The 14,435-nt window shown below is 64.3% G+C and carries 13 protein-coding genes, 1 tRNA gene and 1 pseudogene; 11 read left to right on the top strand and 4 right to left on the bottom strand.

Annotation, left to right across the window (positions count from 1 at the left end; all coding sequences use genetic code 11):
- Positions 1-129 precede the first annotated feature (129 nt).
- Positions 130-507, top strand: a pseudogene (gene gloA, locus VLR48_RS13430) (lactoylglutathione lyase); the annotation flags it as partial.
- Between the two features lie 48 nt (positions 508-555).
- Here gloA and VLR48_RS13435 read toward each other — a convergent pair.
- The gene (locus tag VLR48_RS13435; RefSeq protein ID WP_325292283.1) at positions 556-1,239 is read right to left on the bottom strand and encodes a ParA family protein; all 684 of its coding nucleotides are present in this window, start codon (positions 1,237-1,239) and stop codon (positions 556-558) included.
- A gap of 65 nt (positions 1,240-1,304) precedes the next feature.
- Complete coding sequence (locus VLR48_RS13440) at positions 1,305-2,015, bottom strand: class I SAM-dependent methyltransferase (protein ID WP_325292292.1); 711 nt, start codon at positions 2,013-2,015, stop codon at positions 1,305-1,307.
- Between the two features lie 61 nt (positions 2,016-2,076).
- Between VLR48_RS13440 and VLR48_RS13445 the strand changes: the two genes are divergently transcribed.
- Positions 2,077-2,478, top strand: coding sequence for an HIT family protein (locus VLR48_RS13445; RefSeq protein ID WP_325292284.1), 402 nt, complete (start codon positions 2,077-2,079; stop codon positions 2,476-2,478).
- Positions 2,479-2,592: 114 nt separating this feature from the next.
- On the opposite strand, the gene VLR48_RS13450 is transcribed toward VLR48_RS13445, so the two are convergent.
- Positions 2,593-3,801, bottom strand: coding sequence for a DUF1343 domain-containing protein (locus VLR48_RS13450; RefSeq protein WP_325292293.1), 1,209 nt, complete (start codon positions 3,799-3,801; stop codon positions 2,593-2,595).
- Between the two features lie 153 nt (positions 3,802-3,954).
- Between VLR48_RS13450 and queA the strand changes: the two genes are divergently transcribed.
- From queA to VLR48_RS13485, 7 genes are all read left to right on the top strand, one after another.
- Positions 3,955-4,980 carry a tRNA preQ1(34) S-adenosylmethionine ribosyltransferase-isomerase QueA gene (queA, locus tag VLR48_RS13455; RefSeq protein ID WP_325292285.1) on the top strand — a complete coding sequence of 342 codons (1,026 nt, stop codon included), beginning with the start codon at positions 3,955-3,957 and terminating at the stop codon, positions 4,978-4,980.
- Positions 4,981-5,161: 181 nt separating this feature from the next.
- A complete protein-coding gene (locus tag VLR48_RS13460; RefSeq protein WP_325292286.1) occupies positions 5,162-5,569 on the top strand; it encodes an H-NS histone family protein in 408 nt (135 codons plus the stop codon).
- 348 nt (positions 5,570-5,917) lie between these two features.
- Positions 5,918-7,204: a DEAD/DEAH box helicase gene (locus VLR48_RS13465; protein ID WP_325292287.1), complete on the top strand. Its 1,287-nt coding sequence runs from the start codon at positions 5,918-5,920 to the stop codon at positions 7,202-7,204.
- 153 nt (positions 7,205-7,357) lie between these two features.
- Positions 7,358-7,630, top strand: coding sequence for an RNA recognition motif domain-containing protein (locus VLR48_RS13470; protein ID WP_007191936.1), 273 nt, complete (start codon positions 7,358-7,360; stop codon positions 7,628-7,630).
- 102 nt (positions 7,631-7,732) lie between these two features.
- Entirely contained in the window at positions 7,733-9,574 is a 1,842-nt protein-coding gene (locus VLR48_RS13475; RefSeq protein ID WP_325292294.1) for a M61 family metallopeptidase, read from the top strand.
- Positions 9,571-10,434 carry a biotin--[acetyl-CoA-carboxylase] ligase gene (locus VLR48_RS13480; protein WP_325292288.1) on the top strand — a complete coding sequence of 288 codons (864 nt, stop codon included), beginning with the start codon at positions 9,571-9,573 and terminating at the stop codon, positions 10,432-10,434. The genes VLR48_RS13475 and VLR48_RS13480 overlap by 4 nt, the downstream gene beginning before the upstream one ends.
- Positions 10,431-11,180, top strand: a complete 750-nt coding sequence (locus VLR48_RS13485) for a type III pantothenate kinase (protein WP_325292289.1) — start codon at positions 10,431-10,433, stop codon at positions 11,178-11,180. The genes VLR48_RS13480 and VLR48_RS13485 overlap by 4 nt, the downstream gene beginning before the upstream one ends.
- A 101-nt stretch (positions 11,181-11,281) precedes the next feature.
- On the opposite strand, the gene VLR48_RS13490 is transcribed toward VLR48_RS13485, so the two are convergent.
- Positions 11,282-11,358, bottom strand: a tRNA-Arg gene (locus tag VLR48_RS13490).
- A 137-nt stretch (positions 11,359-11,495) separates the two neighbouring features.
- Here VLR48_RS13490 and ppsR point away from each other — a divergent pair.
- Both ppsR and VLR48_RS13500 read left to right on the top strand, forming a co-directional pair.
- The gene (gene ppsR / locus VLR48_RS13495) at positions 11,496-12,869 is read left to right on the top strand and encodes a transcriptional regulator PpsR (protein WP_325292290.1); all 1,374 of its coding nucleotides are present in this window, start codon (positions 11,496-11,498) and stop codon (positions 12,867-12,869) included.
- A 208-nt stretch (positions 12,870-13,077) separates the two neighbouring features.
- A partial coding sequence (locus tag VLR48_RS13500) for a GAF domain-containing protein (RefSeq protein WP_325292291.1) occupies positions 13,078-14,435 on the top strand: 1,358 nt, incomplete at its 3' end.

Raw genomic sequence — 14,435 nt, forward strand, 5'->3', positions numbered from 1 at the left:
CGCAACGCCGGCCCGGCGCGCGCGGGGCGTGCAATGCGGCGAAAAATCCGCGTGTGCTCGGTATATCTGCACAGCCTCGACGACAACCCCGGACATCAATTGAAGACAACAACGCAAGAGGTCACCCGGATGAGAATCCTCCATACCATGCTGCGGACCGGCAACCTGCAGCGCTCCATCGATTTCTACACCGAGATCCTCGGGATGCAGCTCCTGCGTCGAAAGGACTATCCCGACGGCGAGTTCACGCTCGCCTTTCTCGGCTACGGCGACGAGTCGGAGCAGACCGTGATCGAGCTGACCTACAACTGGGGCGTCGATCACTACGACTTGGGCACCGGATACGGCCATATCGCCATCGAGGTCGACGATGTCTATCAGGCGACGGACCGGATCAAGGCTAAGGGCGGTAAGGTCACCCGCGATGCCGGGCCCATGAACGCCGGCACCACCATCATCGCCTTCGTCGAGGATCCCGACGGCTACCCGATCGAGCTGATCGGCGCAAGATATCGGATCGTCCGCCATCCACACACGACCGGACCATGGACCGGATTAGGCGCTTCTTCGGGTCGGCGGGATGGCGACTGATCGCGCCAGGTGGCGGAAAAGAGGCGCAAGACTGTCCGGCGGCTCCCCGCCGCTGAAGAGCGCAGGCCAGGCGTCGTCGCGCGGTATGGCATCGGGAAGAGGGTCAAGGCCCAGGTCGGCGATCGCCGCCGCGAAGGGCGCGAGCGCTTCGTCGCCGACTTGGTCGAAGACGACGCTGACCGGGAGTCGCGCCCCTTGCCGATGAAGGTCCTCGACGAGATCAGCGACAGACTCCAGCGCCCAGACATCCGGCCACGCCGGCCGCGTGGGGACCAGGAGCCGATCGACACCGGCGAGGATCTCAATGACCTCGGGGCTGACGGTGGGCGGGCAATCGACCAGGACGGCATCGAAGCGCATGGCGCGCTCGGCCCAGTCGTGCCAGAGCGCAAACCCGCTGTCCGCCCGCACGGCGATTCCGAACCGGTCGGCGAAGCGCTCGCCCCAGGCCGAGGCCGTGCCTTGGGGATCGGAATCCAACAGCAGCACGCGCGCATCAGGCGCGGGCGAGTGCTGCTCCGGGTGAGTGTCGGGTGCGCATCCACCAGCCAGACGGACCGCGCAGCCGATGGCGAGGCTGGTCTTGCCCGTTCCGCCCTTGCGATGCCAGAAGGCGATGCGTGGCGGGGCTAAGGGGAATGTGCTCATAACGCTCCAGCTCGGTCGATGCGGTCCGGATAGCGCGATCGGATCATGCTCGGCCCCCGGTCGCTTCAATCGACCCGCCGCAACAGATCGATCCGATGCGGCTTCCAAAGGCGCACGCCTTGCGGTGTCAGGTGGCGCTCGAAGGCCGCGCGGATCTCGGCCAGGCGTTGCGCGTCGAGATTCCGCTCACTGTGGGTCACGTCGATGAAGCGTGCGGCGAAGCTCTCCCAATCGGGGTAGATGCCTTCGGACTCGAAGAAGACCTCTTCCACCAGCTTGAACAACCCTGCATCGACGGCTTTTCGGAGGGCCTCGAACGCGGCCTCGCGGACCAGACGCTCGTCGTCGATCAGGCGCATGACGGCGTTGAAGTCACCCCAGTAGACGGGCTCGCAGACATAAAGCAGACCGCCCGGGACCAGCACGCGATGGATCTCGCGCAGTGCTCGATCCATGGCCGCGACCGGCACATGGTGGAGTGACTTGAGCATGACGACGAGGTCGTAGCTGGCATCCGGATCCGCGATCGACTCCGCGCCGCCGTAGCGAAAGGACACCTGCGGCAGATCCGCGATCGCGAGGTTGCGCGCGTGCTGGATGCGATCGACCTCGGTCGCGGTGATGTGGGCCGCGCCGAAGCGGGTGGCCAGCGCACGGGTCATGTAGGCGGCGCCGCAACCCAGCTCCAGGACATGACGGTCACGCACCTCGATCAGGTCACCGATGAGATCGATCTCCTCGCAACGGCAGTAGGTATTCGGATCATTGATCTGCATGATGTACAGCAACTCCTTCGAATAATCGATGGCCGCCTTTGATGAACGAAGCCCGATGGTCATGACCGACTTCACCCTGCATCCCCAACTGCTGGCCGATTGCCATCGGCTGGGCCGGTTGTCTGCGAGTGATCTGCTCTTGCATCGCAACGCGGCCGTGCCCTGGTTGATCCTGGTGCCCGAGAGCGACTTGGGCAACCTGTTGGATCTCCCGAACGCGCAGCGCGATTCGGTCCTCGCCGATTGCAAGCGCGTCTCGGACTATCTGACGGCCGTTCTCGGATGCCCCAAGGTCAACGTGGCCTGGATCGGCAATCTGGTGCCCCAACTGCATGTCCATGTCATCGGCCGAAGCCCGACCGATCCCTGCTGGCCCAAGCCCGTTTGGGGACACCTGACCGAAGCCTTTGAGTACACCTCAGCCGAGATCGACGCGATCCGAGCCGGGCTTGTGAGCGACTGAGCGTCCAAGCGGGTCGGACCAGCGCAAAGTCGTCGCAGTGGTCGGCGTGATGAGCACGACCGAAGAAGGCATCGAATCCCCTCCTTCAACTCGCCACTGGACACTCGCGACTCATCACGAATAGAGCCGCAACCCCGCGGTCGACTCGGCCCACTGCGCCTCGTCCGCACTCAGGCGCTGCTCCAAGTCGCCCGGTCGAGCCTCCGGGTCATCGACCCACTCGCGCAGAAAGGTGCCGCCGGAGAGCAGATCGATGGCGAGGCGCTCGGTCTCGTATTCGTAGGGGAAGTCACGCCAGATCGGATAGTCCGGGTATTCCGATCGAACCGCCTTCAACAGAAGCGCGATCAAACGGTAGGGCTTGAAGCGATCGTGACGGTAACCGGGATAATCGGTGTGGATCTGAAGCCCCGAGCAGAGCCGGCCGGCATGCTTGTGGAAGGTCGGCTCGAACCAGCAGGGGCGAATCAGCGCGCCCTCGGTCCATTCCGCGCATTCGGCGCGCATGCGTCCGAGCACGCGCTCGAAGTCGATATCCGGGGCGCCGACCACCTCCAGAGACACGGTCGTGCCGCGCCCTTCCGACAGCGTCGTTCCCTCCAATAAGACGGTGCCCGGGAAGCAGCGGGCCATATTGAGACTCGCGGCGTTGGGACTCGGGTTGATCCACGGCAGCTCCATGACCGGCCAGCCGAAACCGGGCCCCGACTCGGTTCTATAGCCGTCCATCGCGATCACCTCGAGGTCGATTTCGTGGCCGCGGTAGTCGACGAACCAGCGGGCCAGCTCGCCGAACGTCAGACCGTGACGCATGATGAGCGGACCCGCACCGACGAAACTCTCCCAGCCCGGCTCCAGGATGCTGCCCTCGATCGGGCGGCCGGCGGGGTTGGGTCGGTCCAGAACCCGAATGGCCTTGCCGGCCGCGGCGCAGGCATCGATCAGATAGGCCAGGGTCGTGACATAGGTATAGATGCGGGTGCCGATGTCCTGCAGATCGACCAGCAGCACATCGAAGCCATCGAGCATCGCATCGGTCGGATAGCGCACCCGCCCGTAGAGGCTGAAGACCGGGATGCCGTGTCGCGGATCCAGGGCGTCTTCGGTCTCGACCATGTTGTCCTGCTTGTCTCCGCGCATCCCGTGCTGAGGGCCGAAGGCGGCAGTGACATCCAGATCGCCGAGGTCCATCAGGGCATCCAGGCTATGCCGGCCCTCGGATGTGCAGGACGCGGGGTGCCCGAGCAGTGCCAGACGGCGACCTTGAAGGGGTCGGCGCAGCCTTTCGTCTTCCAATAGCCGATCGATACCGAGTCTCACGATGTTCAGGCGGGCGTCATTGAGATATCCAGCCGTCAAGGATAACCGAAGACGATCGGGCTTCGGGTGCTATGATGCGCGCCGCGTTCGCCGACCGCCCGCTCCGAGACCTTTGTCGAAGACCGTTTGAATCCTGCTCATTTCGTTGTTTGCTCCATGCACCTTCGCGATTTTTACTACGACCTGCCCGACGACTTGGTCGCCCAGCGCCCGCTGCCCGATCGCGGCGCGTCGCGCTTGCTGGCACTCGACCCTGCGGGTGAGGTCTGTCGTGACCTTCTCTTTGCGGATTTGCCGCGACTGCTCCGGCCGGGCGATCTCCTGGTATTCAACAACACGCGGGTGATGCGTGCCCGGCTGTTCGGGCGCAAAGACACCGGCGGTCGGGTGGAGATCCTCATCGAGCGTGTCTTGGATGCGCGCGCGGCGTTGGCCCAGGTCCGGGCAAGCAAGTCGCCCAAGCCCGGGTGCGCGATCGATCTCGACGGGGGAGCGCGGCTCATCGTGGGTCAGCGCGAAAATGATCTCTATCGGCTCGGTCTGATCGAGAGCAACTTCGCCGATCTCATGTCGGAGCAGGGCCATATCCCCTTGCCGCCCTACATCCAGCGTCCGGACGATGCCTCCGACGAGGCGCGCTATCAAACGGTTTACGCACGCCACAGCGGGGCCGTCGCCGCCCCGACGGCGGGTCTTCATTTCGACGAGGTCATGTTGGACCGTCTGCGGGAGATGGGCGTCGGGTTCGCAGAGGTGACGCTGCACGTCGGTGCGGGAACCTTTCAGCCGGTCCGAGTGGTCGACATCGATCGACACGAGATGCATGCTGAATGGATCGATGTGAATGATGAGGTCTGCCGTGCGGTTCGGTCCACGCGCGCAAGGGGTGGACGGGTCGTCGCCGTCGGTACCACGAGCGTGCGCAGTCTCGAGAGCGCCGCGGCAGACGGCGAGCTCAAGCCTTTTCGGGGCGACAGTCGCCTTTTTATTCGGCCCGGCTATCGGTTTCGGGTGGTGGACGCGATGATCACCAACTTCCACCTGCCCGAATCGACGCTCCTCATGTTGGTTTCGGCCTTCGCGGGTTATCGTCTCGTCATGGATGCCTACCGCCATGCCGTGGATGCGCGGTATCGGTTCTTCAGCTACGGCGATGCGATGTTCTTGAGCCGCAGTGATTAGAATAGGGAGCCTAGTCACTCATCGGCAGAGTGATTCCTCGGCTGCGCGGAATCGGATTCGGCGCCGAATTGCTCAATCGGCTTGACATCCAATGCAGATCGCATAAATTAGAGACCGAGCCGCACGACGGCTCGATTCTCTTTTCAGGGATTACCCTTTACCCGTTTTGGAGGTATATCACGTGGAGTACGCTAACCTTAGCGTCGACGAGATTCAGCAGCAGCTCGCCGAGATCGAAAGCAGCAAGGCCGAGCTGAAGCGCGCGTTGGAAGTACGCCGTCAGGAGGCGAAATCGGAAGTCGCTCAACAGATCAGAGGCTTGATCGCGCAATACGGCTACGAATTGGAAGAAATTTTGCCTTTGGTAGAATCCAAGCGTCGGCGCGCGGCCGGCTCGGTCCGGCGTTCCTCCACCGGGGGGCGGCAGTATACGCGATATGTCGATCCGGAAAATGGAGACAACGTCTATGTGCGTGGCGTTCTTCCCGGTTGGATGAAGCAGAAGATGGCGGAGCAGGGCTACGACCCGTCTTCCAAGACCGATCGCGAAGCCTTCAAATCCAACTATCTCCAGGCGGTCGACGCCTAGGCGCGATTGATCCGGCGATTTTCCAGGCTCCATCTCGGCATCCATTTCGTCATCGGACGGCCTCGTTCCGATCGCATGAACCGCTTTCAAGCTCGGATGTCGAGATGGTAGGTCGGGCGGTTGCCCGCCTCCGGTCAAACGGACTCGGAAAACCCACATATAAATAGGGCATGCGCGGCGCTGGCTTTCATTGAGCGCATCGCGTAGACTCCGCCTCTCGCATCATCCGGTCGATGCGTCGTCTCGCGGCTGACCCCACCTTTATCCAAGGCTTCATCCCCGAACGCCTCTTTTCTGCCTAGGCCGGTCCCGTGCTTGCGCGGTTTTAGGCCGGTTTCAGGAGTTTTCATGTCATTTGATTCACTCGGCCTTCAGGCCGACTTGCTGCGTGCCGTGGCAGCGCAGCGTTATGCCCGTCCGACCCCGATCCAACGGCAGGCAATACCGGAGATTTTGGCCGGTCATGACTTGCTTGCCGGGGCGCAAACAGGAACCGGCAAGACGGCGGCCTTCGTGCTGCCGCTTCTGCAGCGGCTCTCCGAGAAGGGTCATCCGCAACGTCATCCGCGTGCTCTGATCTTGACGCCGACGCGCGAGCTTGCGGCCCAGGTCGGCGAGCGTGTGCATGCCTATGGTCTGCACTTGCCTTTGCGCTCGGCGATCGTCTTCGGCGGTGTCGGTATGCAGCCGCAGATCAATCAGTTGCAGCGTGGTGTGGATGTCCTGATCGCAACCCCGGGACGTCTGCTCGATCATGCCGGCCGACGCACCGTCGATCTGTCACGCGTGGAGATCCTCGTCCTCGACGAGGCCGATCGCATGTTGGACATGGGCTTCATCCACGACATCCGGCGCATCATTCAGCTGCTCCCCGAGCGGCGTCAGAATCTGCTGTTTTCGGCGACCTACTCCGACGATATCAGGCGTCTGGCCGACGGACTGCTCAAGCGCCCGAAGCTGATCGAGGTTGCACGCCGCAACACGGCCGCCGAGTCGGTCACGCAGGCCGCCCATCCGGTCGACAAGGCCCGCAAGCGCGATCTTCTTGCGCACCTCTTTCGCAGCGAGGGTTGGCATCAGGTGCTGGTGTTCACGCGGACCAAGGCCGGTGCGAATCGGCTGGTCGAGCACTTGGGCCGAGAGGGCATCACGGCCGCTGCCATCCACGGCAACAAGAGCCAATCGGCCCGAACACGCGCCTTGGACGATTTCAAGCGCGGTAGCGTCCGGGCATTGGTGGCGACCGATATCGCCGCGCGGGGATTGGATATCGTCGATTTGCCCCAAGTGGTGAACTTCGAGTTGCCGAATGTGGCCGAAGACTATGTTCACCGTATCGGGCGGACCGGTCGAGCAGGCGCCGGCGGAAACGCGTTGTCCTTGGTCAGTCATGACGAGCAGGGTTTGCTGCAGGGAATACAGCGGCTTCTTCGCAAAGAGATTTCGATGAATCCCGTGGTCGGTTTCGAGCCGTCGCTGGTTCCGCCCGAATGCGAGCCCGATCGCAGCCTCGGCGGTCGCCGCGATTCGCGTGGTCCGAGCCGACCGGCGCGCAAGCCGGCTGCGACCGCTTCGCCTGCGGCGAAGCGGCCGTGGCGTGGCGGCGACCGGCGCGGGCGTGCCGTGACGCCCTAGGGGCTTTCAGGCCCTCGCGGGGAGGCGGGCCACCCGCCCCCGCGACCCCTTCGTCTCCAACGGTTGGGGACAAAGACCGTCGAAACAGTTGCGTATTGATTTTTCGACCGTTCTCACTTTCTCTTCAATGCGCTCTCACGGAACTCTTGAATGATGAATATTTACGTTGGCAACCTGGCCTACGGCGTGACCCAAGACGAGCTGAAGACCGCATTCTCCGCGTATGGCGAGATCTCGAGCGTGAACTTGATCACCGACAAGTTCACCGGCGAATCCAAGGGCTTCGGCTTTGTCGAGATGCCGAACAACTCCGAGGCCGATGCCGCTATCAAGGGGCTGAACGAGACGCCGCTGAAGGGCCGCAACCTGAAGGTCAACCAGGCCAAGCCGCGCGGTGAGCGTCCCTCACGCGGGCCGCGCTGGTAAGCTGACTTCGGCTTCGGGGCATTGCCCCGAGGTCGTTTTCGAGGCATGCCTCGAACACCCGAGAAAACGGGTACTTCCCTCACTGAACTGCGCCCACTCCCGATGTCGCTCGACCTGATTTATCGCGTTCGCCCCGCCTCTACGCAAGCCCACCAATTCCACGTCGACATCGAGATCCCGAATTCGGGCGCCGAGCTCGTCGAGCTGTCGCTGCCCGCGTGGATTCCCGGCAGTTATATGATCCGGGACTTCGCGAGGAATATCCTGACGCTCGTTGCCGAATCGGCCGACGGAACCCCGCTCGAATGTCGAAAGCGCGACAAACAGACCTGGGTCTGTCCGACGGCGGGCCGTGCGATCAAGGTGCGTTATCAGGTTTATGCCTGGGAGCTCTCGGTTCGAGCGGCGCATCTCGATACGGCGCACGCCTATTTCAACGGCTCCGCGCTACTGATGCGGGTTCGGGGTCTGGACGGCCAGCCCTGTCTCATCGACCTATTGCCGCCCGACGGGCGAGTCGACGGAGATTGGGAGGTCGCAACCAGCCTGATGCCGGAGCTGATCGATTCGCGCGGTTTCGGGCTCTATCGCGCCGAGAGCTATGACGACCTGATCGATCATCCGGTCGAGATGGGCTGCTTCGAGCGGCTCGCGTTCGATCTCGCGGGCGTGCCGCATCGCATGGCGATCACGGGTCGCCAGCACGCCGATAAGGCACGACTCGAGAGCGACCTCGTACGCATTTGTGCCGAGCACGCGGCCCTGTTCGGTGAATTGCCGATCGACCGCTATCTCTTTCTCGTCACCGCACTGGGCGAGGGCTACGGCGGATTGGAGCATCGCTTCTCCACCAGCCTGCTCTGCTCGCGCAGCGATCTACCCCATCCGACCGACGAAAAACGCACCGATGCTTACGTCCGCTTTCTGGGCCTATGCAGTCATGAGTATTTCCATCTCTGGCATGTCAAGCGCATTCGGCCTGCAGCGCTGATCGATGGCGGGCTGGATCGGGAGATTCACACGCGCACGCTTTGGGCCTTCGAAGGCATCACGTCGTACTACGACGAGCTCGCCTTGGTGCGCAGCGGTTGTATCGACACCCGGACCTATCTCGGCCTGCTCGCCGCGACCATCACCCGCCTGATGCGAACCCCGGGGCGCGAGGTGCAGAGCCTGGCCGAGTCGAGCTTCGATGCCTGGACCAAGTTCTATAAGCAAGACGAAAACGCACCCAACGCCATCGTGAGCTATTACGTCAAGGGCGCCTTGGTCGCCTTGGCGCTGGACTTGACGATTCGGGCAGGGACGCAGGGCAGGTCATCGCTCGACGACGTCATGCGCGCGCTCTGGAGCCGCTATGGCCGCACCGGTGTCGGCGTTCCGGAGCGCGGGGTCGAGGCGGTCGCGACCGAGGTTTCGGGGCTCGGTCTCGACGGCTTCTTCTCGGCCGCCCTGGACGGGACCGCGGAGCTCGATCTCGAGCCGCTCTTGTCGGGGGTCGGGGTCGCGATGCGGCTGCGTCCGGCAGACGGGCCGAAGGATCAGGGCGCGTGCCCGGAGTCCTTCGAGCATCGGGAGGCGCGCCCGAGCCTGGATCTGCGCCTGCGTCCGGGCGCCTCCGAGGCGATCGTGCAAAACGTCATCCGCGGCGGGCCGGGCGAGCGCGCGGGAATCGCCCCCGGAGACGTCGTGGTCGCGGTCGACGGCCTACGCGCGACCGCGGAGAATTTGGAGTCCCTGGTCGCGCGTGTTTCGACCCCTTTGGGGATCCGGATTCATCTGTTTCGGCGCGACGAGTTGATCGAGGTGCTTGCGAGTCCCGCGCCGGCACCTTCCGATACCTGTGACCTGATGCTCCTGGATGCGGTGCCGCCGGAGGTGCTCGAAGCTCGCACGCGTTGGCTCGCCAGCGTCGTCCGCGACGGCGGGGGTCGCGAGGCGTGACACTCGGCTCGAGGTCGCATGACCCGGACGCGTCCCCGGAGCCCCTCGACCCGGAGCGGATCCTCGCGGCACTGTCACCGGGTGCTCGAGGGGCAATCGCGCGTCTGGAGATTCACACGGAGATCGACTCGACCAATCGCTATCTGATGCGCGAGGCGGCGACGGGCGCATCCTGCGGCACGCTCTGCCTCGCCGAGTGTCAAACCGCTGGACGGGGGCGTCTCGGACGTCCCTGGATCTCGCCTTTCGGGGCCAGCCTTTATCTGTCCATGCTCTGGCGATACAGCGCGCCGCCGGCCGCCTTGGGCGGCTTCAGCTTGGTCGCGGGGGCCGTCGTTGCGGACGTGCTGCGTCGGATCGGGGTCGAGGGCCTTGCGCTTAAATGGCCGAACGATCTGATTTGGGGTCGGCGTAAGCTCGGCGGGATGCTCTTGGAGGTGGCCGGCGAGGCCCGAGGCCCCAGCGCTCTGGTGGTGGGGGTCGGGATCAATGTCCGGATGGCGCCCGATCAAGGGATCGGCATCGACCAGCCGTGGGTCGACCTCGCAGAGGTGCTCGGTCATCCGACGGTCGGTCGCAACGCACTGGCGGCGCTGGTTGCCGATGCACTGATCGACGCATTCCAGCGCTTCGGTCGCGAGGGCCTGACCCCGTTCCTCGCGCTTTGGGCCGAGTTCGATGCCTTTCGCGGAGAGTCGGTGCGTATTTTGCTTCCGGACCGAGAGATTCGGGGCAGGGTGCTCGGCATCGCTTCGGACGGCGCCTTGCGGCTCGATACCGCCGACGGGGAAATGCAATTCCATGCGGGAGAGGTCAGTTTGAGACGCGAGGCCGAGTTCGGAGGCGAGGGCGAGCGATGATGCTGCTGCTGGATATCGGAAACACCAACCTGCGCTGGGCGCTGTCGGACGGCGGTCCTCCCGGCGAGGTTCGGATCGTGCGCCACGGGGAAGCTGTACCGCTCGATCTTCTGGCCGACTGGGAGCGGCTGGAGGTGCCCGAGCGCATCGTCGCGAGCAACGTGGGCGGTGCAGCGGTCGCCGCGGCGATCAGCCGCGCGAGCCGGGCCTACTGGGGGCTCGAGGTTGAATTCGTGCAGACCCGAGCGCAGTTCGGCGCCCTGTGTATCGCCTATCCCGAGCCGGAGCGCTTCGGTGTCGATCGCTGGCTGGCCCTGGTCGCCGCCCATCGTCTCGTCCCGGAGACGGTGTTGGTCGTGGATGCCGGAACCGCGGCCACCTTCGACCTCCTACTTGCCGACGGGCGTCATCTCGGCGGTCTGATCCTCCCGGGGGTCGAGATGATGCGTGCGAGCCTTCTGGCCGGAACCCTCATCCCGCGGATCGCCTCCGAGCCGACCGACGAGCCTTGGGCGACCGATACGGGACCCGCCGTCGCGGCCGGCAGCCTTCAGTCCATCGCGGCCCTGACTACGCGTCTCTACGATCGACTCGAGCGGCAGACGCAGACTCCCCCGGCGCTGATCTTGACCGGCGGCGACGCCGAGCGTCTGATCCCGGCGATGGATCGGCCCGCGCGAGTGATGCCTGATTTGGTCTTGCGAGGGCTATTCGAGGTCGTCTCGGGGAGTTCGTCTCGGGCGTAGCCCCGCCCGGCGGATGCGTGTCCGCCTCGATGGGTGGCCCGAATCGGGTGCGTCGGATTGCAGGTGCACGGTGAGTGTGCATGCGGTCACGGACGGGTATTTGGCGCCCTCGACAGGAATTGAACCTGTGACCTACCGCTTAGGAGGCGATCGCTCTATCCAACTGAGCTACGAGGGCGTGCTGTCGAGCGCCGTCGGCCTAGTGTAACCCGGGGAATGACCGCAGGCACCGGTCAGGATCCTTTTCAGGCCGATTTCGGTTGAAGTCCATCCGCAATGCGGTGATTATTGAAGCGTGATCAGGTCCATACGTCCATGTCTATGACCAATCTGGCTCAGCCCGACGTCACTATCTTTCTCGATCACGCCGGCGTGATCAGGCGGGCCGCGTTGTCGCCCGCGATCCGTGGCGAGGCGCTGGATGCCTGGGTCGGGCGTCCCTGGGCCGAGACGGTCGAGTCGTTCGGAAGCGAAGGCCTGCAGAGTCTCGTCGACGACGCTCGGCACTCGGGTGTCTCGGCCTTCCGGCAGGTCAACCAAATCTTTCCGTCCGGGTTGCGTCTTCCGATCGAGTATACCGCAGTGCGTTTAGGAGGCGATGCCGGTCTGGTCGCCATCGGCCGCAGTCTCCAGGCCGTGACCGAGCTGCAGACGCGCCTAGTCGAGGCGCAGCAGACCATGGAGCGGGACTATTGGAAGCTGCGCGAGGTCGAGACCCGGTATCGGCTCTTGTTCGGATCCTCCAGCGATGCGGTGATTTTGCTGCGCGTCAACGGTCTGGCGATCCAAGACGTCAACCCCGCCGCGTCGCGCGCCCTCGGTGGTACGACCGCCGGGCGTCGGCCGTTGGTCGGCAAAGACTTTTCCGGCGAGTTGGTCGACGGCGAGCGCGACGTCTTTCACGCGATGCTCCAGCGGCTCGACGATCAGGGCAGCGCCCCGGGTATTCTGCTGCATCTCGGACCGGAGCGCGCCGCTTGGTTGGTGCGTGCGTCGCGGCTCGCGTCCGAGGCCGGTTCACTGTACCTTCTGCAGCTGACCGCCACCCGGGAGTTGTCGACGTCTGGGCCGTCTGCCGACGGGGAGTTTACGGACATCCTGATCGAGCGCTTGCCCGACGGATTCGTCGTCGCCGATCGAGACGGCTTGATTCGCTGGGTCAACCCGGCCTTCCTCGATCTCGTTCAAATGCCGACCTCGGGCGGGGTATTGCAGCAGAGCCTGGGACGTTGGCTCGATCGGCCGGGCGCCGATATGGGCGTGCTGTTGACGACGATCGCGCGACTCGGCGTCGTCCGTCCATTCTTGACCAGTCTCCGCGGCGATCTCGGCGCCGAGACGGAGGTCGAGATCTCGGCGGCCGGCGATCTGGACAGCGATCCGACCTCGATCGGCATCTTGTTCCGCGATGTCGGCAGGCGTCTGCCGCGGCGAGATAGCGACGAGCGCCTCGGCGGGCGCTTGACCGCCTTGACCGGTCGGATCGGAAAAGGCCCCTTGCGCGCCCTGGTGGACGAGGCGGTCAGCGTACTCGAGCAGCATTATATCGAAGAGGCATTGGAGCTCACGCGAGGCAACCGCACCGCAACCGCGGACCTTTTGGGTCTGAGTCGCCAAAGTCTCTATGTCAAGCTCAAGCGGTACGGTATGGATCAGGACACGGTTACGGATCCGGGAAGTCGAACCTAGACCGCGTCCACAGCGAGATGCTCATTTTCGAGTGAGCGCGACGTTTGGTGCATCCACGGCCCTTAGTGTGGACGCGTTTTAAATGATATATTTTTTAATATCTTAAACCGCGCCGACTCCAACGGGCGTCAAGTCTGCCGGGGCCGATACCATCCAGAAACATCGCATACCGCGCTGGGCGCGGTTTAAGCATCGGAGTGCAGCCCACTTGACCCCCGATCTCATCTCCTCGCCGGCGTTCGGGCACGCCGATCTATCCAATTGCGAGCGCGAGCAGATCCAGCTCGCCGCATCCATTCAACCCCATGGTGCCCTGATCGTTTTGTCGGAGCCGGATCTTGTCGTGATCCAGGCGAGCGAGAACGCGCGCAGCCTGCTGCGTCTCGACCGGGATCCGATCGGGTGTCCTCTCGTCGACCTCGTGCCCATCTTGGCCGCGCGGGTCCGTCCCAGGCTCGACGATGATCTGGGGCAGATCCCGCTGGTGTTGCGAACACCGGTGGAGGCGCACCCGGAGCGCGATTTCGATGCCATCGTGCATCGTCCGCCGGCGGGTGGATTGGTCGTCGAGCTCGAGCCCTCGGGGGCTGCCGTCGATCTGTCGGGCCGGATCAACGCGGCGCTGCAGACGATTATCGCCTCGGCGTCGTTGCGGTCTTTGTGCGACGACGCCGCCCGGATCTTCAAGTCGATCTCCGGCTACGATCGGGTGATGGTCTATCGGTTCGACGACGAGGGGCACGGCGAGGTCTTCTCGGAGCAGCGCGAGCCCGAGCTCGAGGCCTACCTCGGCAACCGTTACCCGGACTCGGATATCCCGCAGATCGCACGTCAACTCTACGAGCGCAATCGGATCAGGCTTCTGGTCGATGTGGACTACGAACCCGTGCGTCTCCACCCCCGGGTCTCGCCCGTCACGGGGGAGGATCTGGATATGTCGCTGTGCACCCTGCGCAGCATGTCGCCGATCCACATCCAGTATTTGAAGAACATGGGCGTCGGGGCGACCCTGGTCGCTTCGCTCTTGGTCGGTGGCAGGCTGTGGGGCCTCATCGCCTGCCATCATCGCGGGCCGCGCTTCGTGCAGTACGAGATTCGGGCGGTCTGCGAGCTTCTGGCCGAGGCGGTGGCGACGCGGATCGCCGCCCTCGAGAGCTTTGTCCAGGCCCAGGCCGAGCTGTCGGTGCGGCGACTCGAGCAGCGGATGGTCGAGGCGATCTCGCGCGAGGGCGACTGGACCTCCGCCCTCTTCGACGATCCCCGAACCCTGCTCCAGACCGTCGATGCTGCGGGAGCGGCCCTGCTCTGCGACGGTAGAATTCTGACGACGGGAGACGTTCCCGGAACCCGTGACCTACGCGAGATCGGCGCCTGGCTGGATACTCAGCCGCAGCGTGCGGTGATGGCGACCGCTTCGTTGCGGCGCGACGAGCCTCGTCTCGCCTATTTGACCCCGGTGGCGAGCGGTATCCTCGCGGCGCCGGTCTCGAGCTGTACGGGCGAGTATCTCATCTGGTGTCGTCCCGAGCGCGTGCGCACCGTGACCTGGGGCGGCAATCCCTTCAA

Source organism: Thiocapsa sp. (assembly GCF_035467215.1).
In the GTDB taxonomy this organism is placed as follows: Bacteria; Pseudomonadota; Gammaproteobacteria; order Chromatiales; family Chromatiaceae; genus Thiocapsa.